Below are 26,012 nucleotides of genomic sequence, written 5' to 3' on the forward strand. Positions count from 1 at the left end.
TTGTTTGATCGTAATTAGGCGTAATTCGCAGACCATTGCTCCAGAACATTTTGGTAAGGCTTGATGAAGTTTTCTTCTGCAAACTTACCTTGTTCAATCGCTAATCGGCTGCGCTCTTCACGGTCATATACAATTTGCGTTAAAGAGTGGTCAGCATTTTTCAAGTTTGGCTGATAACGTTTTCCGGCCACTGCATTGGCATTGTAAATTTCAGGGCGATAGATTTTCTGAAATGTTTCCATGGTGCTAATTGTGCTGATTAACTCAAGGTTGGTGTAATCATTCAGCAAATCGCCAAAGAAATAGAAAGCTAAAGGTGCAACGCTGTTTGGCGGCATAAAGTAGCGAACCTGAAGGCCCATTTTCTTGAAGTATTGCTCAGTAAGTGAAGACTCATTTGGCTGATACTCGACACCCAACACCGGATGTTGGTTTTCTGTCTGACTGTAGACTTTGTTGTCTGACACGCTCAAACAGATCACTGGTGGCTTCTTGAAGTTTTGCTTGTAAGCCTCTGAGTTCACAAAGTGCTTGAACAACTTGCCATGTAGCTCACCAAAGTTATCTGGAATGCTGAATTTAGGCTGGTCCTTATTGTGATCAAGCAGTAGGACACTGAAATCATAATCACGCACGTAAGATGAGAAGTTGTTACCCACAATACCCTCAATGCGCTCATTGGTCTGGCGGTCAAGAATGTTGGTTTTCAGAATCTCAATCGACGGGAATGCCTCACCACTGCCTTCGATATCCATATCAACAGAAATAATTTCTAATTCCAGAGAATAACGATCGCCTTTTGGGTTATCCCAATTTGCGAGAGAGTTAAAGCTGTTATCAATCATTCTCAGCGCGTTACGCAAATTACTCTGACGGCTATCACCCCGCGCCAAATTGGCGAAGTTAGTGGTAATCCGGGTATTGTCTTTTGGCTGATAGTTTTCATCAAAACTAATACTGTTAATCGCGAACGTAAAATTCTTATTCATGGTGAGCGGGTTCCTGATCTAAATCTGACTTAATTCCTTAGTCTTCCCGGGTTTAATTTTCTATAGTTTTGCCCGTTCAGTCGTACTCGCTGCTTTGCAGCGATACTTGCATAATTAAATTTATACGTGCCTCGCCGATTGAATGAAAACTCTTTTCCTTCACCTTCATCATGAGAAATCTTCATGATCTATTTTTATTTGTTCGTGTAGGATTTCAGCCTCTTGAAAATAAGCAGAGATAAAATGGATGAGTGAATTGCTTTTATTGTTTATATATTGTGCGCTGCTCGGAAGTGGCGTAGGTTTTCTAGCGGGATTGCTGGGTATTGGTGGCGGATTGGTCATTGTGCCAATTCTCAGCGTGATTTTGCTTCACTTTGATGTATTGCCCGCAAAGCAGGTCGTCGTTGCGGCCATCGCGACTTCATTAGCCTCGATACTCTTTACTTCTACTTCTTCGGCTATCGCTCATCATAAAAACGGTAATGTTCCTTGGGATTTGGCCCCTTGGATCATGACTGGCGTGGCGCTTGGCGCACTTATCAGCGGTTTTCTCGCCGCTTTGTTACCTGAGCAAATCGTTCGCATGGTGTTTGCGGTGAGTGTGGCGCTCATTGCATTGAAGATGATTTTCAGCGGCAAGAGCGATGATGAAGCCGAGCGTAAACTGCCAAACAAAGGCCTACTGACTTTCTTCACCACGATTGTCGGTGGCCTATCTGCCATGATTGGTATCGGCGGCGGTGCCCTGCTGGTGCCTATGTTGAGCTTCTTTTCTATCGATATGAAGAAAGCGATTGGTTGTGCATCAGCCTGTGGCATCGTTATCGCTTTGTTTGGATCGGTAGGTTACATCACATCTGGTAGCGCCCATTTTGCATTGAGCGATGGATTCGCTGGATTTGTGTACTTACCTGCGTTGCTGGGTATCGTCTGTACGTCTTGGTTCACTGCTCCATTAGGCGCGAAAGCGACCCAAACCTTGCCTGTTGCCACGATCAAGAAAGTCTTCGCGCTGCTTTTGCTGGCGATGGCGGCAAACATGGCTTTACGTTAAGCGCAATAATTTAGGGGGAAGGATCGTCGGTATCTTCCCCTTTTTCTCTCTTCTCCCTTCACCTTACCTGAGCTTCTTTTCTCACCCTCCCTTTTTTGTTGAAATTGAGTCTCATTTACATTAAATTGTATTTCTAATAATTGAATCAATAAATTACCTTTTTAATGGTTCTGTACATCTCTTGTAATTGTTATATTATAACAATTCATCTTAACATAATTCGACATAGTGCTTTCTTTTCAAAGTGTTACAAGGAATCAATTTTGGGTGTTTTTGCTACTTATCCTGACGCTTGGACTGAACTCGGTTTCTGTGATTCATGCGTTGGAACACCATGAAGACGTTCACGAAGGACAACAATGCACGATCTATGATTCGATTCATCACGCTGTTTTGCACGCTGACACGAACGTTTTGATTTTGCCGGAACCTCAACCGGTTAGGTCATTCGAAAATAAAACCACTTTGCGAACTGCAAATGTTCACCCGAGAACCCGCTCTCCACCGGCGTCCTAACGCACTCTCCTTTTAATACATCTAATACATCACTCAATTTTTTATGACGTTAAGGAATACGTTAGGGACTGTTATGACTGAAATTTCGTACGCCAATGTGGCAAAGAAGAAGAAAATGGTTCGACTGGGCGTGCTCGCCGCAGTTGTTATTGCGGGTGCTGCGTTCTGGTTTTCAGGGCAAAAAACAACGGAACTGACACAAGATAAATCCAACACCTTATCTATCAGTGGTCCTTGGGAGATAACCAGCTTGGACCCTTCTAAACAAGGCTACATTCTCACCCGTATGCAGGTAATTGAAACACTATTAAACGTCGACCAAAACGGTAACATCACGCCGGGATTAGCTTCAGAATGGGCAGTTAGCGACAACGGCTTGGATTGGACGCTCACCATTAAAGATGGCGTGACATTTCATGATGGTACGCCAATGGATATCAAGGCTGTGGTAAACAGCTTAAACCAATCTTTGGCTAAGCACGGTACGCTGGGCAAAGCCTCTATCAAAAGCATCGACGCGCAGGGTAACAATCAGGTTGTGTTCCACTTGAATGAACCTTATGTCGCCTTTCCTGCATTGCTGACCAACTATTCAACAGCCATCGTGGCGCCCGCTTCTTTCAAGGAAGATGGTCAGGTTGAAACCCTGTATGGTACAGGCCCTTATGAAATGGCTAACTTCCAACCACCGCACAAGCTATTGGTGAAGAAGTTTGATGGTTACTGGGGCGATAATGCCAACATCCCCTTTGCTTCTTATCTGACAGGTCACCGTGCGGAAAGCCGGATCCTGCAAGCGAAATCCGGTGAAGCAGACATTGTTTTCACACTCGACCCATCTATGCTCCCGCAACTTGATGGCGCGGATCAGGTTAACGTTCATAGTAACCTCATCCCTCGAACGCTGTTTGTGAAGCTCAACAATGGGCATCCATTCTTGAAAGAAACCGAAGCACGTAAAGCACTTAGTATGGCGATTGACCGCAGTGGCATTGCAAAGAACGTACTTTATGCAGAAGGTTCTGAAACCGCGCAACTGCTTCCTAGCTCGATGTCCAAGTGGTATCTCGATGGTGTCACCAATCAAGAATATGACTTGAGCGAAGCAAAAGCGTTACTTGCAGGTCTTGGTTGGGAGTTAAACGAAGCCGGCGTGCTGGAGCGCGATGGCAAACCTTTCAGACTGACACTGATCACTTATGCGGACCGTCCTGAGCTTGCTACCGTCGCCACTGCCATTCAGGCGCAATGGGCTGAGCTTGGTGTGGATTTAAAAGTAGATATTACCAACTCAAGTATGATCCCTGCCGGTCATACGGATGGCTCATTGGAAGTGGCGTTGATTGCACGTAACTTTGGTTTTATCGCAGATCCTCTGCCTATCATCAGCACCGATTTTTCTAATGGTGGCGGTGATTGGGGCACCATGAACTGGCAAAACGCCGACGTTGACGACGCGATTGCGGAGCTGGTGCAAACGCAGGATGCAGAAAAAAGCCTGATGCTCAGTCAGAAAGTCGCGAAGGCCATTCATGATGATTACCCTGTGCTGCCGATTGCGAGCTATAGCCAACACACCTCGGTCAACAGTCGCGTAGCCAACTTCAGTTTCGACCCGTTCGAACGAGACTACTTCATCAATCAAATGGACATTAAGTGATCATGATTTCGCTGATTAAAAAGCGGCTGGTCCAGCTTGTTCTTGTGGCGTGGGGGGTTGGCACCCTCACGTTCATTATGATGAGGAGCCTGCCGGGTGACATGGCGTATCGCATTGCCGCCAGTCGTTATGGTCAGGATAACGTGGACTCCAACGCGGCAGAGTTAGTACGCAGTGAACTCAACCTAGACCAAAGCTGGTTTAGCAGTTACGTCACTTGGCTGACTGACTTGCTCCAATTCAATCTTGGGAACTCTCTGGTGAGTGGTTTACCTGTGAGCGGCGAAGTCGCGCACCAATTGGGGCATTCGTTGCTGCTGGCATTGGCAGGCATCTCCCTGTCTGTGCTGATTGCCATTCCCCTGGGTATCTGGTCTGCCAAAAAAGGGGGAGCCGTCAATACCACGCTTGTCTGGCTTTCGACCTTCACCAAAGCGTTGCCTGTTTTTGTGTTGGGTTTGGTGCTGATTTTGGTCTTCGCCATGAACTTCACGGTTCTTCCAGTCGCCGGTTTTGGGACCTGGCAGCATTTAGTCTTGCCTGCCCTCACGCTCGCTATCAGCTTGGCCGCGGTATCTAACCGTGTCGTGCATGTCAGCGCACTCAAGGTGTTTCGTTCTTCCCTCTATCAATTTTCACGCATTAAAGGTTTAACCGAATCGCAGACGTTTTTGCGCCATGGCGTTCGCAATATGGCGGTGCCAGTAGTGGCGTTTATCGGCATTCAGTTAGTCGCTGTAATTGAAGGGATAGTGATGATTGAATCGCTATTCTCTTGGCCGGGCGTCGGGCACGGTTTGGCACACGCTATCTTTGCCCGCGATATTCCTGTGATTCAGGGCTGTGCACTCACCATGGGAGTTTTGTTTGTGGTGTTGAATGGCCTGATTGATATCGCCTGCTATTTGATTGATCCAAGGGGGCGACAAGAACAATGATTAAAACATTATCTGTCAGCCAAAAAGCAGGTATTTCGATCTTGCTGTTCCTGTTCGGCTTTTCGCTGTTGACCGAGTTACTCTCACCCTATTCGATTGACCAGCAGAATCTCTCAGCAATCTTGATGACACCCAGCAGTGAGCATTGGCTTGGCACTGACCATTTTGGCCGCGACATGGCGACTCGATTAGCCAGCGCGATTGGTTTGTCTTTCTCGCTGAGCGTGTTGTGTGTCATCACCGCTTCCGTGCTGGGCGTCAGTCTTGGCGTGCTTTCCGCCTGGGCTGGCGGCAAAGTGGAGCAAGTATTGGATATCATCGTCAATACGCTGTTGGCTTTGCCGGGATTGGTTCTGGTATTGCTGCTGGCTGCTATCGCTCCGGGCTCGTTCGTGATGCTGTACCTCGCTATCTCGCTGGTTCAGTGGGTTGAGTATTACCGAGTCACCCGCGCCATTACCCGCGCACAAGTGGGTAGCCCTGAAAGACAACTTTCCTCCATGATGGGGTTTGGGAAGTGGTATCAGTTTAAACGCCATATCCTGCCAGCCATTCTTCCTTCAGTAATGACCATGGCAGCATTTGGAGGCGCTAACGCGGTTCTCATGATGGCATCGCTCGGCTTCGTTGCTGTCGGTATTCAACCGCCCCTTGCTGAACTTGGCTTAATGAGCGTCGAGCTATTCCCTTATTCCGTCAATTCCCCTTGGGCACTTGCGCAGCCATTGGTTGCCGTTGCACTGCTGGTTTTGGGTTTTCATCTACTTACGGGAGCAGGTCGTGAAACCGCTGATTCAACTGAATGATCTTTCAATAACGGTTGGAGATAACCTATTGATCCAACCCGTTTCGTTAACCTTGTATAAGGACAGGCCGTTAACGATTCTCGGTGAAACAGGTTCAGGAAAAAGTCTGTTAGCACAGGCCATTATTGGAACTTTACCCGAGACACTCTCTCAGCACGGCGACGTGGAAATTCTGGATCAACAGCTTGAAGGAGATGCGCTGAAAGCACTGTGGGGAAAGGAAATCATTATGCTGCCACAAGAGCCTTGGCGGTCACTGGACCCGCTCATGCGCGGCTATCAACAGGTTTCAGAAGTGTATGAATGTGTGCACGGTAATAGTCCTGAAGCCGCTTTCAACATGGCTATTGAAGATCTCGATGCAGTCGGATTGAAAGAAAGTGCGATGAAGAGGCCGGGCGAACTTTCAGGCGGTATGGCTCAGCGTTTAGCCGTTGTCGCTGCGAAAGCTGGCGGCGCTAAACTCATTCTGGCTGATGAGCCCACCAAAGGTCTCGATGCCAGCCGTCGTGACGATATCACTCGCTTGCTTAGAGAAAGTGCTCAAGGTGGAGGTCTGCTGACCATTACCCATGATATTGAAGTTGCCCGCCAGTTACAGGGAGACATCATGGTGATGAGAAGCGGTGAGCTACTGGAAAAAGGCACGGCCTCTCAGGTACTTGAGAACCCTCAGCATGAGTACACCAAAGCACTGATAGCCGCTGACCCGTTACATTGGGATAAACATACCGATGCAAATCCTTTCACTGATCCTGTGATTAGCGCTGAATCGCTATCAATTGGGCGGGGTGGCAAAGCACTGGCGGACGATTTGTCTTTCACACTCCATGCTGGAGAAGTGATGGGGGTTGTAGGCGACAGTGGGTGCGGCAAAAGCACCTTGGGCGATACCTTACTGGGTTTGCTGCCTGCCGTGAAAGGCTCTATCTCCAAACGGACGCCAAACACGGCACCTTATCAGTGGCAAAAATTGTTTCAGGACCCGCCCTCTGCGGTCACTTCGAGCGTCACCTTAGGTACTTTACTCGAAGATTTGGTTTCGCTGCACAATCTCGATCGCACCAAAATCCCGCCGTTAATGGATAAGCTAAACCTCGCACCGGAACTGCTCGAAAGGAACAGTCTTTCAGTTTCTGGCGGCGAGTTGCAGCGTTTTTCCATCATGCGCGCGTTGTTGCTTGAGCCTGTGTTTTTGTTTGCTGACGAACCGACATCGCGACTCGACCCTATCACCGCTATGGAGGTCACTGATGTGCTGATCACTTTGGCAAAGGAACAAGGGTGTGCGCTTTTGCTTGTGAGTCATGACAAACACCTTGTCGAAAAGCGCTGTGATTCGGTGATTAAAATGAGCTAGTCACTCAAACCTCCGACTCTTTCAACCAAACGGGGCGTGGCTTAATCGCCCCGTTTCTTTTCTCTACAATTGAATAGGTATCCACTGCCTTTGTGCGCTGTAAGTTCCAATCCTCTGATTTAATTCATGAAAAATCCTCGATTCATCCACAATTGAGACCCGCTTCGAATAGACATCTTTGCACCCAATGTTAAATTCATTGACTGATTCTCTATGAAGTCAGGGAGACTTCAGCAACTCGCTTTTAGCCGTTGGATAACATCGAACTCTCCCACTCTTCCCAAATGACATGTGGTTTACTGATGAAAAAACTCTTTGCTGCTTTACTCCTTTTTAGCTGCCATTCCTTTGCTGAAAACTATTTCTATGCAGGCACCAATCTCTCTGTTTACGACGATACAGAGCTGCAATACAAGGATCTTAAGGTGGATGAAAACAACGCATTCGGCCTGAGCGGTTTTTTAGGATACGGTTTGGAAATTTCAACGGGCATGGAACTTGGACTGGAGGTGGAATACCAACACTTCGGTAAAGCGGAATTTGCCAAGGATGTCTCTATGGACGGTGAAGCCTATTACTTCAACCTGAGACCTAAGTGGGTGGAAGAAGGCAATATGCTCTACAGTGCACTTATCCTTGGTGTCGGCGGCATCAAAGCCCAAACAGATATCTACGGGGTTTCCCGCTCACAAACTGAGTTAGCGTATCAGGCTGGTTTTGAGTTAGGTTACATGTTTGATGATCTGGACGTTGGTATCGGCTACCGATATCAAACCGGCGATTTCAACGATGTTGACCTATCTATTCAGGGTGTATTGCTCACCGCACGCTATAACTTCTGAATGGCATTGTGTTGCAGCCAGATCCAGTTATCTTTGACTGGATCTGGTTTGTTTGCAATATCCACAACACAATATCAAGTCTAACGGGCTTTTTCGTAGGCTTGGGGTTGCCATACTACCCGTATTATCTGTGTATTGGCGGTTGATAATTCAAAGACGCATCATTTCTCATAAAGATATTGCTCGCCACTACACTCCCGATACAGACAAAAGCCAGTGCAGACATAGTGACTGCATCCGGTACTTCGCTGAAGATGGGGACCGCCAGTAAAGTAGCTATCACTGGTGTCGCACTTCCAAATGCCGCGCTTCGCTCTGCGCCAAGATGTTTCACTGCGTAGAGATAGGTACACGATGACACTATCCCCGCCCCGACGCCTTGTAATAAAGTATGGCTGAACACCTCCTGCCACGGCCAACTTGATAGAGGTGTTTGATGGAGCGCACTCGGCAACCAGCCAATACTGACGGCCACAAACAAAACCAAGCAAGACATGATGGCTAACACGCCAGAACACGCGAGTGCATTCAGGTTAGCTACGCGGGCACTGATGGTGAAGATTGCCCACATAAAACTGCCCAAAAGAAAGAGAGTGTGCCCTTTGGACTGTGCCCAATCATAAGCTCCCTCGGAATTGCTGATATTACTTACGAGAAACAGAGCCGTGCCTATCGCTATTGCGGCAAGTCCAAGTTTGCGGTGTGAGCTTAGTGGTTGCTGGTAAAAGAGCACAGCAATAGCGGTGACAAACAAAGGCAAAGTCCCTGGCACCAACGCACTTCCGTGGGAGACGGGAACATATTGCATCGCGTTACTTGCCACCAGGAGATACGGTAGCCCGCTGCCGACAAACATACCTAGCATATATTTGGCCGGAATAACTGCAATTTGCTCTCGTGCCTGATAGACAAAAGGAGTCAGTAACAGTGCAGGAATAAGGAAGCGCATGAGTGCCAGATCAGCAGGCAGAAAATCTGAATTCGCGCCACCTTTCAGCGAGAGGAAAAAACCTGCCCAAACCAATAGCGTTGCCATCATCGCTAAATAGCCCGTTGTTTTGTTTGTCTTTCTTTCCTTGGTTCTCGAAGACATCGTCGTCCATATACCTTGAGTGAGCGGTTAGCGCTATTATCTTGCACAGTAGTTAGTGTTAGTTGGCAATCTTTTACCTATTTCGCACATACTTTGATGGTTTCCGCTAATATTTTAATAATATTTAAATAATTAAAGCGTGCACATAATGGATCGTATTGATAAACAGCTTCTGGAGCTGATGCAAAAAGACGCAAGGCTCACTACCGCAGAGCTCGCCGAATTGGTTGGCCTTTCCCCTTCACCATGCGCTAGGCGTATCAAAAGGCTAGAGAAAGAAAAAATAGTCGCGGGATACCATGCATCGTTGACGCGGGATAAAGTCGGCATTGCGATGACAATGTTTGTTGAAGTAAGTCTGAACAACCATCAGGTCACGTCGGTCGATGATTTTGAACACGCGATTGGTGATATGCAGGAAGTAGTCACCTGCCATGTGGTGTCTGGCGCTTATGATTACCTACTGGAAGTGGTGGCCAAAGATCTGAGCGGCTACGAGCAATTCACCAGAAAATTACAATGCCTCCAAAACGTGAAAGACATCCATACTCAGTTAGCGATTCGTAAAGTTAAAGATCGTGGAGTACTCCCTGTTTATGTATAGTACTCTCCGTTTTAGTGCAGATTAACCTAGTTCTCTCGTAACAGGTTTAGAAAACGTAAGTTCAAACGTATACCCAAACGACCTGAAGATGCAGCATTCAGGTCGTTTGGGTATAACTGTCAGTTTGAATAAAAAAGGAAAATTATTCCTCTTCATTTAACAAAAACAAAACTTATAAATCTGATATTCCTTCCATAACTCAAAAAATAAAATCCCTAAATCCTCTTCAATATAAAACATCATGAATATATGATCAACTTGTTCGATAAAGTAACCCAATCAAATAATAATTAAATTAAATATATAATTTTCGATAGTCTCAAAGATAAAAAATATCTGCAAATATTACATCAACCCTAAAAAATTATTGATTTACTTCACACTAGAAAATATTGAGTAATTATGATTTTCATAATATTTACAAATAGTTAATATGATTTTTTCTTTGAAGAGTTTTTTGTTGGAAATTCGACTTGCCGTGATGACCTCCACTTCTTACCTTTTATAAGCAACGCAGAAAAAACCACCCAAGCCATAAATGAGGAAATCATGAAATACAAAAAAAGCACACTATTATCGTTAGTAATTTCAGCAAGTTTAACTCTACCTATCGGGTTCACTTATGCATCATCAATAAATAGTGATAGTGAAACAATAAGAAATGCCATTGAAACTCTCCAAAATAGCGAGTCAAATTCCACACTAAAATTATTCGAAAATTACCAAACAACTTTTCGTTTTGATAAAATAGATATTCCTAATTATCACAATGCCATCGCAGTATATCAAAACGGCCAGGTAACAGTTGATAAACACAAAATAAAAGCACCTAATACTCTGCAATCCGTGCTTATTCACGAACAGATCCATGCAAGGCATCCGGAGCTTACTGAATATCAGGTCGACGAATTTGCCGCCCTTTATGCTCAACAAGCCGGTATCAATTACGTCCCTCAAAATTCATTTGATCCCATCCCCTATGATGATATACGACCCAGCATCCCGAATATTTTCAAGAATAACCTTGTCGGTGGCTTGTGCCGCTCCGGTCTTGGGGGAGCCCTGACTGCTGTTGGCGCTTTTGGCGCGGTAGGTCTCGCGCACGATATCTACAACGAATACGTCGGTGGCACCGCCATTAGTCAAGAAGTCTTCAATGCTGCTGCCGGGCTTGCCGTGCCCTTCTCTTGGGCGTTGTTTGATTACGTTCTCGGGCGTGCTCAATGGGTACATGGTTTCCCCGGTAGCCATGCCTCAGACGGCCAACGTATCAACGATGCGCTCCGCAGTATCCCACGAGTCGGGAACGTCATCGCCAATACGCTTAACTTAGGCGCATTTTCTGAACGTACACTTCGCGAAGAATTGGGCTTGATGATGTTTATCGGCTCAATCGGCACTAATGCGATCATCCAGAGAGTCGCAGACCAACAAAATCATACTGCTGCCGCCTGGCCTCTCAAAATTGTTGATACTGCAATATGGGGAAGTATGAACGGTATGATTGGGGAGTTTGTCCGTTACAAAAACGGGGGAACGTACAATGCACTCACGTCGCAGTACCCTGAAGGGTTGATTCCTTATCTCGGTGCCCAGAAATGGTCGCTGCTGACATCATCCATTAACTGTGGTCTCGCAGCGTTTGCAGGGAATCAGGCTTGGGGTAAAGCATGGGTGCCAGTAGATAAAAACTCTACCATGTCTGAGTACGCGAGCAGCGCCTATGGAGCAGCTGCAGCTTACATGGGCACATGGATTGCAGTCGATGGCGTATTTAAGTCGATGCAGTATGCTATCAGTGCCGGTGTACCTGGATTCAGGGATGTGGTCTGGGCGAACTTTGTCCAACAGGGTATCAGCTTGATCAATCTGGCGTACGCAGTCGAATATCACCCCGATACCCTGCCCGCTGAAACCGATTATGGTGAAATACCAGAAGTGACTATCCACATGCGGAAAAAGCGTTCAACAGGTGGTTCAATTGACCCGCGCATCGCCCGTATGAGAAAAATCTTCCATGAACTGAATATCTCACGATCTGAGGCTATTGCTGCCTGGGAAAGGGCAACAGCGAGCCCGCTCGATTTGAATAACTGGCAAAAAGTTCAGGTAACTCGTCTTGAACAGGATCTGGCCTTGGAAAATAGCCCACAAACCACTAATGCAAGCGGCATATCGACGCTTACATTAGCACAACTGAAAGAAAAGCAGCTTTCCCATCTGGCAAAAGAAGCCAAGACAGTAACCAAAGTGACAACCCAAAACTATGCAGACTGGCGCGCATGGTGGAATGCCAGCGCGTGGGAAAGGCCAGCATTCTGTCTAAAAGATGGGGTGCTAGAATACGGTCAGTGGCTATCAAATGGTGGCAATATCACTGAGCAAAACTGTGGTATTAACAGCTATGGTGACGGAGCAAACGGCGCGCTCAGGTTTAATGATGGCTCCATGGCGATAGGTATTAACGGTAGAACCATTAAGTCCGGTGAGGCTTGGACGGTAGGCTCAAATGGTGGCTCCGACTGGAGTGGCTACTATGGTTACGCCTTCTTTGATTCACAAGGTCGCCCAACTGCCATGGCAATTACCAGTAAAAACTGGGCCCGTCATGGTGCCGGCTTCAGCTTCCTCTATAAAAATGGTAGCTGGGAATACTGGAAAACCGACGGTTGGATTTCTGAATTTCCAAACGGTAACTCTCTCGATCTGAATGCACCAAGGTTTTCCATTCCTGCACAATAACTCCCCGTTACTAGCCTGTGAAAACAGTTATCTTACTGAGGCGGAGAACGAAATATTCAAACCCTGTTCATCACGAGCAGGGTTAGTTGTGAACAAAGCATTAGCGATTCTTAAAGTCAAAGATCGAAGGGCGCTGACCACTTATACCCATATTTTCTTTACCAAATTCCACCAGCGCAAGTAACGCTTCATAGGCATAGCCATTTCCCCAATAAGGTACGCCAATCCAGTACCCTAAAACACCTACACCTTCTTCAATGCTGGGAAAACTCACGGTACCAATAAGCCGTTGATCGCTTTTCAATGTAAACGCATAAACCGCCCCTTTGCCTGATTCCCATTGGACTTGATGAGTGGCTATCCAAGTCTTTGCCATGTTTAGTTCGTAAGGATAGGGGATATTGGAGGTCATATCTGCAATACGTTTTCGCCCGCTAATTGAGCAACGATTTCGCTATCTTTCTCTATGAACGGACGAAGGATCAGGCGTTCAGTATCAATGTTAGGTTGACTCTTCAATTTGGACCTACTTCTTAACTCACTTATTTCTATATGATTATTTAATGCCACATAGAAAATGTATACCCAACTGGATAGATATCATTATTTGTTGACCATTCGTACCTCCCATTATTGTAGAGGCGACCGTGCGGTTCGCATTTACTGCCTTTTGCGGGCCGCACGATAAAATTGAAAACGAGGATACACATGATCAGCAAAGTAAAACAAGAAGTTGAACAAGCGAATCAAGAGTACGTAGCGGATTTTGGGGTAAAGGGACAATTGCAAATCCCACCAAGCCGCAAGTTTGCCGTTCTTACCTGCATGGACGCACGCCTTGACCCCGCTAAATTTGCGGGGCTATCTGAAGGCGATGCACATGTTATTCGTAACGCTGGAGGAAGGGCCAGTGACGACGCCATTCGTTCGTTAGCTCTATCCCACAAACTACTTGGAACTAACGAGTGGTTTGTCGTTCATCACACTGATTGCGGCATGCAGAAATTTGATCAGAAAACCATGGGTGATTTGCTTGAAAAGAGCCTAAATACCGCCGTACACAATGGTGCAGAATGGGTCAACACAACCGAAGAAGGCGGTTCAGTTGAAGGGCACTTTGTGAATTGGTTGACGTTTAGTGATCTGGAAGCCAGTGTTGTTGAAGACGTAAAACGAATTAAATCCAGCCCTTTGGTGTCAAAAGATATTCCCGTTTATGGTTATGTCTTTGATTGCGAAACAGGAAGGTTGATAGAAGTCGAAGAGGCGACCAAAGCCGGCACAACAATTTAAGAGAATTGGACCAGAGGTGGTGGTCTCTATGTGATGCTATTGGAAATCAATCATTGAACGCCAGCACCTCATCTCCTAACCAGCGATGCAGCATTTGACCAAACTCAACTGACACGTCGACGTCAGGGAATTGCTGCTGTAGATGTGCGCCAAGATCGTTGAGATTAACGCCTTTCTGAATCATATAAATGGCGGCGGATTCCATTGGGGAAATACTTCGGAAATGGGGGGAGTGCCCTTTTCGCCAAACCAGCACATCAACGACTTGAGGTAATGGCGCAACAGTTGGCGGTGTTTCTTCTTTGTCGATGGCATGCCATATATCGATGGTATTACAGGTATGCGTGGTTAAGGTCAGGGTCGGCACAGCCAACAGTTGGATGTTTTCCGGATCCGTGGTTGCCTTTACCTGAAGTGTTTCCATTGTCAGTACTTCACTGTCTTCACCGTCAAACGCTCTTCTTAGCGTCCAATCCAATTCTGCCAACTCTGCGACTTCAAGATCATCGGGAAGCTGCTTTGCAATAAACCCGGCAAACAAGTGTCCGTAATAGCCTATGTTGTTGCATATCGACGGATGGTTTTGCACGTAATCCGCAGCCAATTGGTTAAACCAATCATCCCCCAGGTAAACTGCAGTATGCTCGAAGTTATCGCGTAAGATATCGATAAGTCGGATACGGTATGCGTTGTAGTAAATCGCCAGACGATCTTTTGATGGTAGACCGCCTTTACTTTCCTTTACCCAGTCAGCGCCATTACAGTCTTGGCCGAGTACGATACTTTCAAAGCTGCTCTGAAGGGCTTGAAGGCTCATACAGAGTCCTCCGTATTCACCACATCTCCTGCGATTTTACGTGCTGCATCTAGCTCATCCAGTAGTTCAGCTAAAGGCGGCACATTGTCGTCGCGCTCTATCATGGTTGGCACGTTGCCGTAGCGGATTAACGCATATTCATACAAGTCCCATACACCCGCGCAAACGGGGTGATCGTGGGTGTCAATGAGGTGGTCACCATTGTTTTGGTGTCCGGCAAGATGAAACTGGCAAATGTGTTCTTTCGGCACGCTATCAATAAACTCAAATGCTGAAAATCCGTGGTTGAAAGCACTCACATAGATGTTGTTGATATCCAGCAAAAGCTGGCTGCCTGTTGCGTTGCAAATCTCTGTCAGAAATTCCCACTCGGTCATTTCCGAATCTTTAAACTCGACATAGCTTGAAACGTTTTCCACCACCAATGGACGCTTCAAAACATCCTGTGCGTGATGAATATTTCTCACTACCACGTCCAACGCTTCCTGCGTAAACGGCAAGGGCATTAAATCGTGAAGTTTGCGTCCGTGGACACCGCCCCAACAGAGATGATCAGAAACCCACTTGGGTTCAATACGCTGTTCAAGCGCTTTAAGACGTTTGAGGTAGTCTTCATCCAGACCATTAACCGAACCAATGGACATGGAAACACCATGCATTGTCATTGGATAATCAGCCCTAATGCGGTCGAGTATGGCCAATGGCTTGCCACCATTGACCATAAAGTTGTCGGAAATGACTTCCAGCCAATCGACAGGTTGTCGTGCATTCAGAAAATCGTTGTAATGCTGAGTGCGTAAACCCAGTCCAAAGCTCGAAGTCATTTCATTCACTCCAGGCAATCAATTAGAGATCAGAGATCACACCGCCTTGATCAAGGCATTCTTTTGCTTTCATCGCTTTAAAGCCATGGCCACCACATGCGTTTTGACCTTTGCACTGGTGCTCAGCAGTTTTACAGTCTGACTGGCCTTTACAAGAGTGAATGCCGTAGCAGTGAACTTTATCCCCGGCACCAATTGCTGCACCCGAGCTACCAGCTGGTGATTCTGCCGCAAACGCACTCGCGCTCATTGCTACTGCCAGTGCTACTGATGCAAAAGTGGCGCTCTTTTCAATCTTATTCATTGTCTGTACTCCAATGTTTTTAAAATTGGCAGCTTTCCAAACCTATTCCTTCAATGAGTGAAAATTTAGATCAAACCGTATGGGAAAAGTGTTTGCTACCGTTGAATAGGGCAAGTGCCCAGTCCATTCAGTAGACCCAACTAATAATTCTCTTCTTTCAATATTTTTTAAATCTTCTGAAGATTAACTTTCATTTCGTCATATTTACATACGCTTAAAGCAATAAAAAACCGCTTCCAAGCATGTATGCAATAGAAGCGGTTTAGCAATGACGATGGCGGCTATGTTTTCTCAGTTACCTGCCTTCCGCCGATTTCAGAAGTACGTTGATAATAATACTACTGCTTGGAGACGTCCTCATTCAAAACCACAGGATCAACCGCCCTGACTTCCTTGTTTAAACTTTGACGAGTAAAGATAGATCGTCTGAATCTTTGCTGCTTGGCAGGGATGGGAAGATCGTGATACGAAAGAATAGAAATTGCCATTGACTCACCCAACCTTCTCAGAGAATCTTCAGTGACATAGTTTGGAGCAAAGCCCGATTTATCGTAGGTGGTTTCAAATGTCACCGCCATGACATCACTCCCATAGTTTGTCCACCACCAAGATTCAGGATAGTTGCGACTTGCAAAGCTGCTACCACCCTCTTCAGGCGTTGGCTCAATCAAATCCTCTCCGAATGATGCTTTTACTCCGTCAATAAAACGAACTGTTTTATTCCAAAGCTCTGCTTCTTCTTTGCTATAGCCCAACGACTCTGGACCAAAATGCGGGTAAAAGAATGGGCGTGTATCGGGATCAGATTGTGAAGAGTGAAGGTTCAGTGCCATGGTAAACTTGCCATCTTGCTCGGCTAACCTCAGCATTGCTTCGTTGAGTAACCGATTCTCAATAGGTGCATCCTCGTTGAGGAGCATCGGATTATTCTCATCTCTTTGCCACATCACCTCTAGGTTGACCGAACTACCATTCAAACGATAATGCCCCAAATCAACGCCGTCTGGGTTATGGACAGGGACGATATGAAAAATCAGGTTATCCAAAGCTTCCTGCGAATATTCATCGGAACGTGCAAGAAAGTTCATTAAACCCTCTACCAGTAAAGACCCACCGACTTCCGCTGAGTGTGTTCGCGCATGAATCCAGACCCTTTTTTTATCTTTTGCGTCAACATATGGGTTAGTAATAGTGACTAAGTCGATGGGTTTACCCAAAATTGGTGAATGACCGAGTGTTTCTTTTGTCACATACTCCTCGGGCAACTTGGTGATGAAGTCTTCATAAAATGCGTCAAATTGACCAGAGCTGTATGGGTAAAAGCGCGAGAGTAAAACATTATTACTATCAAATTGTTTGTCGATTTCAATTGTTCTTGTAACCTCTCCTTCTACTTCATCCGTTACCACCGTAATCTCACTCGCGTCAAAACGATGCCATTTCTCTCCATCATACGAATACAATGGTGTGTAGTCGTACTCCCACCCTCTTTTATCGCTCGTGTATTTATCGTTCACGCTAAATGTAAATGGCGTATCCGTAAATACTCCGGACAATTCCAAATACCACCAGTTTCTCCATTTAGGGATGGCATTCAGCCAATCTTCAGGGCCGTCATTTCGCAAAGTAATTGCCGCTGATTGGGTTCCTGTAATTTGAGCATCATTTCGACCCGCATTCCCTGAAGGAAAATTCTCTGCAATTAAGGGATAAGGATAATCCTGAGGTTTAACTTGATCGGCAGTGTAACCATGCAGCCACCACGGGAAAAATTGTGCCCACCAAGGCAAATGATTTATCCAGGGTGAGAACAGTATCAGCCAATTGGGAATAGCACTCGTGCCTGCACCGCCCAGTATCAAGCCTTCTGGTGTGTATGCGCTAACAGTGAGGAATTTTTTTCCGTAGCGTGTAGAGTCCAGTTTTAGCTGTTCAATAAATGTCTCGTCACTGACTTTAATGTTATAGACAGGCTCACCACCAAAACTCCAAAAGTGGCGTTTTTTGAAAGCCTTAAATCGGAAATTGCTAAGCTCCTCAAGGGTGATATCTCTCCCTATGTAACACCTCGTCTCACCATTAAAAAAATACGGTACCGTCTCTTCTAAATTAACGGTAAAGTTCACCCTCCACGCATTGTGGGCAAAGTCGGAAGTAATGGTGCGACAGTCATGTTCATTCGCAAAAGTCTGAGCAGAGCATGCAGCAGTCGCGACGAGAAACAAAGACTTCACTTTGGATTTTAATAAGCCATTTAACATAGAATTCGCTCCTTGTTACGAAATCTCGCATGTATAAAATAGTTAACATTCTACGCTCGTAGCTTTGACACAACAGCTCAACGTTATGACTGTCAAACCCGCTAAGCACAACTCGTAGTTTTTCTTTTTTATCATATTGTTAAATGTAAACCAGAATAGAATTCCTTTACTGTTAATGAGAAGAAAGTGTCTTGTTTTCCTTACGACACAAAACATGTAAAGGTTGGAAAATTGGGAAAATCCTTAATGGAGGAGATTTTTAAGTTGACCAAGCAGTCTCAACCCAGTGCTCTCAACTTGCTTTGAACACTCTGCGAACACCATCGTGATACTGACTGCAGCTATCGCTGTTTTCTTGAGTATTGTGGTCGTCCTTGTTTGCATCAATTAAGGCAACAATGACGTAGGGTCTGTTGACCTTTCTAACGAGTACCGCTTATTGGAAGGTGCTTTAAAACTTCAGTTCTTACTTTCCTCGCTTAAGGATTCTCCAAGGGACTTAAGCCAGCTTTTTACCTCAGTCGCTTCATGACTTAACGGCTTACTACTATCGTGCAACAACCCATAGTAAGAACCGTCTTTCGCAAAACCCATTGGGCTAACCAAACGATGTTTTTTCAATTCATTGAGCGCCAATACCTTTGGACATAGCGCCACGCCGAGTCCATTGACTGCCGATTCCACCAATTCGCACCAGTCCGGACCACGGAACAGGGTTCGACATTGCAGGTAAAAGCGTCGCCTCGCCCTCAAGCCTATTGGCATCTATCCGATGCGCCCATCAACTATCACAAAACAGAGTTACACTGAACCAACCGGAGGGGAGCCATCATGAGCTTTGATTTTATCTTAGTACTACCCTTTTGTAGGAGAAATAGAAGGACACCCAAGTATCCTGATCGGCAGTGTCGATAGCATTTCCCGGCATGCAGAAGAGGTTTCAGCTATAGATGAGGTAGACGGATTAGATTTGCTCGCATACCGTTTTTCGGGAGATGAACCCGAGTTGATGCGCAGAGTATGTGAAGCATCATCAATGCCGGTCATCATGGCAGGGAGTATTGATAACCAAGAATGTATTGAGGTGGTATACCAATCAGGTGCCTCAGGATTCACAGTGGGGACGGCGGCCTTTGCTGGTGCATTTCCATCCGAAAAACCAGGATTGCAGGGTCAGGTTAGCGCCATCTCAAAGACATGTCTGGCAGTTCAGCAATCTCCTAGACCGACTGGATAGCGACAGTGGGAAATTCATTGATACTAACAAGCCTGCTCGCTGCAGGCTTATAAGCTTTATTATCTGGTTTAGGTCTTAAACTGCATTGTGAGCTTAGACAGCTCACTCGACTGACTGCTTAGCTGACCACTGACATGACTGGTTGTATTGATGGCAGCAGTCAATGACTGGCTTCCGCGCTTCAACTCTCTTCTTCGCTCTGTCAGTTGCTCTATCTCGCGGTGCTGGGAAGTCAGCGCCACGCCAGCTTCTGCACTGAGTTGTTCCAAACCTTCAAACGTGCGATGTATTTCACTGAGATATTGTTGAAGCTGCACACTCGCCTGCTGGTTGTTTTCACTCGCCACCTTCGTCTCACCCAATAATGAGCTTGCAGCTTCAACCTGCGAAATCAAATCGTTAATCCAGTTTCGAATGTCTCCCGTCGATTCAGACGTTCGTTTCGACAAACTACGAACCTCGTCTGCGACAACAGCAAACCCTCTGCCCTGCTCACCAGCGCGTGCAGCTTCAATAGCCGCATTGAGCGCCAACAGATTGGTTTGCTCGGCAATGGCCTCAATCACATCAGTCACCCCAGAGATTTTTTCACTGGTGGCCCTTAGTGTTTCCATCGTGATTGCCACTTTGCCGACAGAATCGACACTGTAAGCAATTGACCTCTCTGTCGCGGTCATTTGCGCCTGAAGATCGCCATTGTCTTTGGCCATTTTGCCGATACATTCACGCGTGTTGTTAACTGCCGACACAATGTCTGAGGTCGCTGTTTCCATCACAGTCAAAGACTGAGCCACTTCATTGATTTGCGACTGAGTATCTTTGTTAATATCCGACACCCTGTGGCTCTGGCCGTCGAGCGTACCGGATTGCTCATCCAACTCCCCGGTTCTGGTGTTGATGTGCGTGACGAAGTGATTGAACTTCTCCAGCAAATTGTTAGAGGCGCGGACAATCGCAGAGACTTCGTCTTTGTAATGGTCTTCAAGACGCACGGTAAGGTCAGATTCCGTATCAATATTGGTAAGCGCTGTCGATATCTTGTTCATACGGTCGATGACGGTTTGGTGCAGCCAAAGCATCAGGATCACGGCGACAATCGTCGCTATGCCGATTGCTGCCACGATAAACATCGACTGTTGCTTTAAAAAGGCAATCAAACCGCCAGCAGAGAAATTCGCATATTCGCGCCGCTCTGCCAGCTTTTCACTGATCGCCACTAACATTGGGTCTACCGCCGGATACAAATCAAAGTCGACCACTCTCCCTGCGTCGTAGAAGCTTTTATCTTTAATAGCGCGGGACAACTTAGTGACATAAGCATCAACTTTATCTTTGTTTTCCGCGTTGGCATGAACCCATTCACTGAGGGAAGGATACTGATAAAGCTGCTCCCAGCTCGCTTGGTAATTTGCCTGAAAGTTCTCAAATTGCGGTGTAATTTCACCCCAGAACAGGAGCTGAGCTTTCATTTTTTGAGAGAGAGTTGAGAGGTCTCGATGATCTCTTTCCAACGCTAAGAGCGCCCATACTTCAGGCAACTGTTCATTCACGTATTCTGAATACGCCTCAGTTGATCGGGATGAAATCCACAGCGCTAAACTGCCAAGCCCTATCGTTGACGCGAGAAAAAGTGTGAATGCGACCAGCAAACGCTGACGTACGCTCATAGTATTTCCTTATACCTACCTACTGCTTTTGCTGGTAAGCCTAGTAACGCTATGTTTCACATTGGTTACAAATTTATCACTAGAGTCGATAGCAGAGTGATATGCGACTTTGATCACATTCGAAAAACCACATATGGTCAGTAAAACAATAAGTAAAAAAATCGCCCAAGGCGCTCTTCATTTACCACAGGCTTGGGTTGTTCAATGCAGATACACAGCCTGATTCTCCAGAAATGGCTTCTAATGTTTCGCCATTTAGCGATTGTCCCAACCAACCTTCCGGGAAACTCAATGGCAAAGGCGCTTTGATGATGTCTTCGCTGATCTGCGCAAAACCTACTCTGCTGTAGAAGTTAGGGTCGCCATAGGTCACGGCGATATCGACGCCTTGGGATTTCAGAATATCCAGAGCATGGTTAATCAGCCCTTGGCCAATACCTTTGCCCTGCACTTCTGTGCTCACCGCCATTGGTGAAAGCAGCTTGGCTGTTTTATCGCCTTCCAAAGTGAGCGTGGAGAACATCACGCCACCAACAATTTTTTCTTCGTCTTTGGTAATGAATACCTGTAAGTCTTGCTCAGGCGTCGTTTCCATCATCGCGCGGGCAAATACGCCAAGCACTTTGCCTACTTCTTCACCTTCAGAGTTGGCAAATGTCTTTTGAAAATATTTCGATAATCGCTTCCACGTCGTTTTTTTGGTAAGTGGTGTAATTCATGTTTAATCCTGCTTAGCGGCCTTTCTTCTTCAGTACAAAGACCTGATAACTAAATTCGTTCAAGCATTCGTTGTAGATATTCAGTTCAGCCTGAATATCTTTCAGTGCCGCTGAGTCTTGCATTTCTGGTTTTAAAGCGTTCACACGTGCTTCTAATGGCTTGAAGTAATTCTCCCAAGCCTCCGGAGCGAGAGTAAAACTCTCCATGACGTCATATCCTGCAGATTTCGCCTGTTCTTCACGTCGGGAAATCGAGCCAATGTCTGGGTATCCCTGTGACCAGAAGGCCTTGGCTTCTTCACTTGGTGTCTCTGTCAGCCAGACCAAATCGCTTAACACCAAAACTCCGTCATGCTTGAGCACTTTACGCCACTGTTTGAGCGCATTTTCTACCCCCATAATGTAGGCAGAGCCTTCTGCCCAAATCAGGTCAAAACTTTCTGGTTCAAAAGGCAATTCCGTCATGCTCGCATTCACTGTTGTAATACGATCTGAAAAACCTAGCTCTGCTGCACGTTCATTCAAGCGGTTGAGCGCAGAGGGCTCATTGTCCAGCGCTGTAATTACTGCGTCGGTATGTTTTGCCAACACAGTCGTCGCAATGCCTTTGCCACAACCAATTTCGAGCAGTGTCTTTGGCGAAGACTTCACACTGCTGAGCGCACGAAGTGTTTCTTCTTCCGAACCTGGCCCCCAGCGGTCCATTGTTTCGAAAACACGCATAAAGTCGGCCATGTAGCGGTCATGTTCATTCATGTCTTTTGATAACCATTTCAAGTGCAGCGCCTCTTTTTTGCTGAAGCCCTGCTTTATTAACCATTCCAGATGCGCATCAGGCGCTACTTTGTCGACAGACTCATGCCAGGCTTTTAAGTCCCCTTCACCCAGCAGCGCCGCTAACAATTGTCGCGATTGCTGTTTGTGCGCAATCTCTTCATCCAACCGTTTCAGGCGACTCTGTAGAAGCTCACGGTCGACTTTGGCATTCAGGCAAGCTTTGCATTCTTTTAGGGTTAAACCTCCAGCCTGAAGCTTTTGAATCAAGCGAACGCGTTGAACATCTTTGTCGCTGTATACGCGATAGCTGTTTTCCAAACGTTTACCCTGAATCAGTCCCTGCTTTTCGTAATAAAGCAGCGCCGTGCGGGAAAGCCCTACAAAATCTGCAAGCTCGGAAATGCGGTACATATCTGGCTCCTGTGCCTATCAAGAGCGTCACCTTAAACTATAAAGCTATAGACAGGTCAATAAGAATTATGCAGAAATAGAAAACGCCGACACCAAATGCCGGCGTTTGATCGATAAAGTGAGGTTTAACGGTTTATCAGATCTTGTGCCAATGCCAGTGTTGATTCTGAAACGTCTGGCGTTTCCAAAATCTTACGGGCAACTGATTTGTTTAATTCTGTTGGCTGGGCATTGTTAGCTAGAAAGGCGAACAGTAAATCGCGAGTGGGAGTCAGAATATCTGGCGAACCAATCCTGTTTCGTAACTGCGCCTGATAGGTCTCTGAAAGCTTCAAATTCTGAGTATTAGTTTCAATACCTTCGGCAATGGCCTTCACCACACTAGGGTGGCTGTCATTTAACATTTGATTAAGTAGCCTTGATTGCATCTCTGGGTTCCGGCTTAGCATTTTCGCTGCCACTTGCCTCTCATCAGCATACTCGCTGTCCAGATAAGGCAATACTCGGTTATCGAGCTCGGCATTGCCCAGATTCGCGATGGCAACAAGTTCACTGTAACCCGCCTCACTCGACGAAAGCTTGTTCGCAAGGAATCCAGTGACCTCATTGGTCATACGTGGATTTTGCTTACCCAAAATGCCGATATTCAGCATCGCTGTCTTTGCTAAGAGGCTGTTGGAATGAGTGAGCATATCCTGAAGGGTACTGAGCGCAACCTGACTGTTCACCTCACCCATTTTGGAAATAGACATAATTGCCCGAAGACGATCTGTTTCCCCCAAGGAGTCGTCTTCAATAATGGAAGACAGCAAGTATTCGCCTTCTTGTTCACCGGAACGTTCAAGCGCAAATATCAGGCTCGAACGCATACTGTCGGTGATATCGTCAGACGTAAGAAGGTCACGAACAAAACCCCAGCCTTGGCTAACCAGATAAACTCCGAGAACCTGAGCTGTATCTAGCGTTGGATTGGCATCAAACGACACAAGCGTTTCCATAAAGTTTTCATCAGCCACTTCCAGTTCTGGCGCAGTGTCCATAAGTGCAACTTTGTACTGACTGTTTGTTCCAGCGCCATAGTTTGCCAAGGTGAACAAGCTGCCTTTAGGCGTAATGGGTTTGATGATAATTTGCTGATCCAATTGCATTTCGGAACCATCCATGACGATGGTTTTTCGGGTACTGAGTGTTAGCCGTTCAGGAAAGAAAAATCGATCGGTCTTCAGTTGCCATAAGTCACTGTCTTCTAGCGTTTCATAACTGGCTGAGCTGCCAATTTCAGCCGTTTTCTGTCGGCTGACTGCATTACCTTGAATCTCGTAGAGGTAAGTGTGGGTACCGTCCGGTAACTGCAGACTCTGAATGCCTTCGTAGTAAGAAAACTGCTGCAATAATACCGTCATCAAATTTAGCGGATGCATAGGCTCCAACCCCAGCATCGACACATCACTGAAAGCGCCCTCATGATACTTGAAAGTGAAGCCAAGGTACGGCGGAATTTGGGTATTCGGATCCTCTGATTCAAACGTCACATCAAATACAACGCCTCTCCTTGGGGCGCCACGCTCGATATCCAGCTGAAAACTCAAAGCATTGGTAAAATCAGCTAATACCGTTTGCGACGTTGAAAGCTTTGAATTCACTATTGCTTTATATGCCCTGATAGACGGTATTTCTTCTCCACCTTGTGGGATGTAATCAGCTTCGCTATCGTTTGGCGTCATATTTCTAGTAAGAGGTATGACAGTGTCACTTTTAGTGCTATTAGAAAATGTAATATTGTTTGACTGCACTTCAGGCTCGCTATCAAACCATACGAAAGATGCTGCCACCGCTGAGCACGCAATTAGAGAAATAAGAATAATATTTCTGTTCATGACTTATCCATAGTAGAAATAGGAGGCACTAATGCGCCCCCATAAGTATTATTTTATTAAAAGATCATGAATATTATTAGTTAGAAGTAAGCCGTTTTTTCATAAATCGTATGTTCAAGTTCATAAACCGGCGACCAGCTAATTAAGTCAGTTTGTGCGTAAAATATTCGTGCAAAGCTAAGTAACTTAACATCGCAGTACAAACCAATTTTACCATTTCCACCTTTTGCGCTTGCATCCCATTTCAGCTTGGTATAGTACTGGTATTCTTTTACTTGATTACACTCACAGCCTGGCTTATAGGCTATACCTGCCTCAGCGTAAGCTTTCGTACCCGCATTAATTAAAGTCAGCGAGCCATTCACACCTTTTTCAACAGTTTTCAATAAGAGGTTTAAACTGACATAGCCTTTTGCTGTTGCATCTCCAGAAATAAAGGGACGTACGCTAGCATAAATAAAGTCAGGACGACGCTGACCGTTAATTTCGATGGTTTTGTTTGGTCTATCAAAACCACCGACTTCTAGGCCTGCAGCGAAATCTGCACCCACCCTCAGTGCTGCCCCAACTTTAACGCCCAAGCGGAAGACACCAGCCGGGTCGATGGGTATCTCAGGGATAGGCACTTCTGCCTCAGCGACTGTGTGGCTGATAGTACGGTTGATATCGGCACGCAATAGCGCATCACATGTTGGGCTGAGCGATAGTGGAACATCACTGCCCACACTAAGTGAAAGGTGTAAACCGCGTACGCAATTCAGGTTTTCAGGATTAAAGTTTAAATCAACGCCACCAAGTACAGAACCCAACGTCGTGTTGTGTGGGCCTACAGTCACTTTGAATTCATTGTCGGTGTTACCAATCACTTTCCCACCTGTGAACTCCACGTAACCAAAACCCTTACGCGTTTCGACGAAGTTTTTCACCACGTTATGTGTGTTCGCACGATGTGATTTGTTAAGTACCTGCCCCGCGTAGAGGCCAACTGCCTGAGTTTGAAAAGATGAAACCGAGAGTACCGCTACGCAGAGCAGCCCCCCTATTTTCCTAATTTCCATCATAGTTTCCTAATATTATTGAGATCTAATTTAAATTTCGCCCAAAAAATTCAAAGGCAAAAAAAATGTAAACCACAGAAACAAAAAAAGTGAAGAAAGAAGATAGTTTGAGAATTAATTGGTGATTTTGTATTAGTAATAAGTTAAAGGTATGGCTTTG

General features: G+C 46.0%; 23 protein-coding genes. 10 read left to right on the forward strand and 13 right to left on the reverse strand.

From position 1 onward, the window contains the following. Window positions 1–14: 14 nt before the first annotated feature. Window positions 15–989: a DUF1852 domain-containing protein gene (locus VP504_RS25090; protein WP_325894724.1), complete on the reverse strand. Its 975-nt coding sequence runs from the start codon at window positions 987–989 to the stop codon at window positions 15–17. 247 nt (window positions 990–1,236) lie between these two features. On the opposite strand from VP504_RS25090, the gene VP504_RS25095 reads away from it, so the two are divergent. The 6 genes from VP504_RS25095 (at window position 1,237) to VP504_RS25120 (ending at window position 8,168) form a co-directional block, all read left to right on the forward strand. Then, a complete protein-coding gene (locus tag VP504_RS25095) occupies window positions 1,237–2,046 on the forward strand; it encodes a sulfite exporter TauE/SafE family protein (RefSeq protein WP_325894725.1) in 810 nt (269 codons plus the stop codon). Window positions 2,047–2,635: 589 nt separating this feature from the next. Next, window positions 2,636–4,222 carry an ABC transporter substrate-binding protein gene (locus tag VP504_RS25100; RefSeq protein ID WP_325894726.1) on the forward strand — a complete coding sequence of 529 codons (1,587 nt, stop codon included), beginning with the start codon at window positions 2,636–2,638 and terminating at the stop codon, window positions 4,220–4,222. Between the two features lie 2 nt (window positions 4,223–4,224). Beyond that, a complete protein-coding gene (locus tag VP504_RS25105; RefSeq protein WP_325894727.1) occupies window positions 4,225–5,160 on the forward strand; it encodes an ABC transporter permease in 936 nt (311 codons plus the stop codon). Continuing rightward, on the forward strand, window positions 5,157–5,966 hold the full coding sequence (locus VP504_RS25110) for an ABC transporter permease (protein WP_325894728.1): 810 nt from the start codon (window positions 5,157–5,159) through the stop codon (window positions 5,964–5,966). Before VP504_RS25105 ends, VP504_RS25110 begins: the two co-directional genes overlap by 4 nt. Next, the gene (locus tag VP504_RS25115) at window positions 5,941–7,326 is read left to right on the forward strand and encodes an ABC transporter ATP-binding protein (RefSeq protein WP_325894729.1); all 1,386 of its coding nucleotides are present in this window, start codon (window positions 5,941–5,943) and stop codon (window positions 7,324–7,326) included. The genes VP504_RS25110 and VP504_RS25115 overlap by 26 nt, the downstream gene beginning before the upstream one ends. A gap of 302 nt (window positions 7,327–7,628) precedes the next feature. Then, entirely contained in the window at window positions 7,629–8,168 is a 540-nt protein-coding gene (locus tag VP504_RS25120) for an outer membrane beta-barrel protein (protein WP_325894730.1), read from the forward strand. 124 nt (window positions 8,169–8,292) lie between these two features. Here VP504_RS25120 and VP504_RS25125 read toward each other — a convergent pair whose 3' ends face one another. After that, window positions 8,293–9,261 carry a DMT family transporter gene (locus VP504_RS25125; protein ID WP_325894731.1) on the reverse strand — a complete coding sequence of 323 codons (969 nt, stop codon included), beginning with the start codon at window positions 9,259–9,261 and terminating at the stop codon, window positions 8,293–8,295. A gap of 148 nt (window positions 9,262–9,409) precedes the next feature. Here VP504_RS25125 and VP504_RS25130 point away from each other — a divergent pair, with 148 nt between their 5' ends. Together VP504_RS25130 and VP504_RS25135 are read left to right on the forward strand one after the other, a co-directional pair. Continuing rightward, the gene (locus tag VP504_RS25130) at window positions 9,410–9,865 is read left to right on the forward strand and encodes an Lrp/AsnC family transcriptional regulator (RefSeq protein WP_325894732.1); all 456 of its coding nucleotides are present in this window, start codon (window positions 9,410–9,412) and stop codon (window positions 9,863–9,865) included. A gap of 549 nt (window positions 9,866–10,414) precedes the next feature. Then, window positions 10,415–12,607 (forward strand): hypothetical protein, encoded by a 2,193-nt coding sequence (locus tag VP504_RS25135; RefSeq protein WP_325894733.1) that lies wholly within the window; start codon window positions 10,415–10,417, stop codon window positions 12,605–12,607. 100 nt (window positions 12,608–12,707) lie between these two features. Here the strand turns inward: VP504_RS25135 and VP504_RS25140 are convergent, their stop codons facing one another. Then, window positions 12,708–12,983: a GNAT family N-acetyltransferase gene (locus VP504_RS25140; RefSeq protein ID WP_325894734.1), complete on the reverse strand. Its 276-nt coding sequence runs from the start codon at window positions 12,981–12,983 to the stop codon at window positions 12,708–12,710. Between the two features lie 332 nt (window positions 12,984–13,315). Between VP504_RS25140 and VP504_RS25145 the strand changes: the two genes are divergently transcribed. After that, window positions 13,316–13,900: a beta-class carbonic anhydrase gene (locus VP504_RS25145; RefSeq protein WP_325894735.1), complete on the forward strand. Its 585-nt coding sequence runs from the start codon at window positions 13,316–13,318 to the stop codon at window positions 13,898–13,900. 46 nt (window positions 13,901–13,946) lie between these two features. Here the strand turns inward: VP504_RS25145 and VP504_RS25150 are convergent, their stop codons facing one another. The 5 genes from VP504_RS25150 to VP504_RS25170 form a co-directional block, all read right to left on the reverse strand. After that, complete coding sequence (locus VP504_RS25150) at window positions 13,947–14,717, reverse strand: DNA-binding domain-containing protein (protein ID WP_325894736.1); 771 nt, start codon at window positions 14,715–14,717, stop codon at window positions 13,947–13,949. Next, window positions 14,714–15,541 carry an MNIO family bufferin maturase gene (gene bufB / locus VP504_RS25155; protein WP_325894737.1) on the reverse strand — a complete coding sequence of 276 codons (828 nt, stop codon included), beginning with the start codon at window positions 15,539–15,541 and terminating at the stop codon, window positions 14,714–14,716. Before bufB ends, VP504_RS25150 begins: the two co-directional genes overlap by 4 nt. A gap of 22 nt (window positions 15,542–15,563) precedes the next feature. After that, window positions 15,564–15,845 (reverse strand): BufA2 family periplasmic bufferin-type metallophore, encoded by a 282-nt coding sequence (gene bufA2, locus VP504_RS25160; protein ID WP_062714710.1) that lies wholly within the window; start codon window positions 15,843–15,845, stop codon window positions 15,564–15,566. Window positions 15,846–16,183: 338 nt separating this feature from the next. Next, a complete protein-coding gene (locus tag VP504_RS25165; RefSeq protein ID WP_325894738.1) occupies window positions 16,184–18,106 on the reverse strand; it encodes a M14-type cytosolic carboxypeptidase in 1,923 nt (640 codons plus the stop codon). Between the two features lie 459 nt (window positions 18,107–18,565). Further along, entirely contained in the window at window positions 18,566–18,871 is a 306-nt protein-coding gene (locus tag VP504_RS25170; protein ID WP_325894739.1) for a hypothetical protein, read from the reverse strand. Between VP504_RS25170 and VP504_RS25670 the strand changes: the two genes are divergently transcribed. Beyond that, window positions 18,829–18,948, forward strand: coding sequence for a hypothetical protein (locus tag VP504_RS25670; protein WP_442788938.1), 120 nt, complete (start codon window positions 18,829–18,831; stop codon window positions 18,946–18,948). The two genes, VP504_RS25170 and VP504_RS25670, sit on opposite strands and share 43 nt — an antisense overlap. Window positions 18,949–19,411: 463 nt before the next feature. On the opposite strand, the gene VP504_RS25175 is transcribed toward VP504_RS25670, so the two are convergent. The 5 genes from VP504_RS25175 to VP504_RS25195 form a co-directional block, all read right to left on the reverse strand. Further along, window positions 19,412–21,010, reverse strand: coding sequence for a methyl-accepting chemotaxis protein (locus VP504_RS25175; protein WP_325894740.1), 1,599 nt, complete (start codon window positions 21,008–21,010; stop codon window positions 19,412–19,414). A gap of 181 nt (window positions 21,011–21,191) precedes the next feature. Continuing rightward, window positions 21,192–21,725: a GNAT family N-acetyltransferase gene (locus VP504_RS25180; protein ID WP_325895439.1), complete on the reverse strand. Its 534-nt coding sequence runs from the start codon at window positions 21,723–21,725 to the stop codon at window positions 21,192–21,194. Between the two features lie 16 nt (window positions 21,726–21,741). Next, window positions 21,742–22,917: a MerR family transcriptional regulator gene (locus VP504_RS25185; protein ID WP_325894741.1), complete on the reverse strand. Its 1,176-nt coding sequence runs from the start codon at window positions 22,915–22,917 to the stop codon at window positions 21,742–21,744. 125 nt (window positions 22,918–23,042) lie between these two features. Then, window positions 23,043–24,794, reverse strand: coding sequence for a HEAT repeat domain-containing protein (locus VP504_RS25190; RefSeq protein WP_325894742.1), 1,752 nt, complete (start codon window positions 24,792–24,794; stop codon window positions 23,043–23,045). Between the two features lie 80 nt (window positions 24,795–24,874). Further along, window positions 24,875–25,852 (reverse strand): hypothetical protein, encoded by a 978-nt coding sequence (locus VP504_RS25195; protein WP_325895440.1) that lies wholly within the window; start codon window positions 25,850–25,852, stop codon window positions 24,875–24,877. Between the last annotated feature and the right edge of the window lie 160 nt (window positions 25,853–26,012).

This window comes from Grimontia sp. NTOU-MAR1, assembly GCF_035758505.1.
Classification (GTDB): Bacteria; Pseudomonadota; Gammaproteobacteria; order Enterobacterales; family Vibrionaceae; genus Enterovibrio; species Enterovibrio marinus.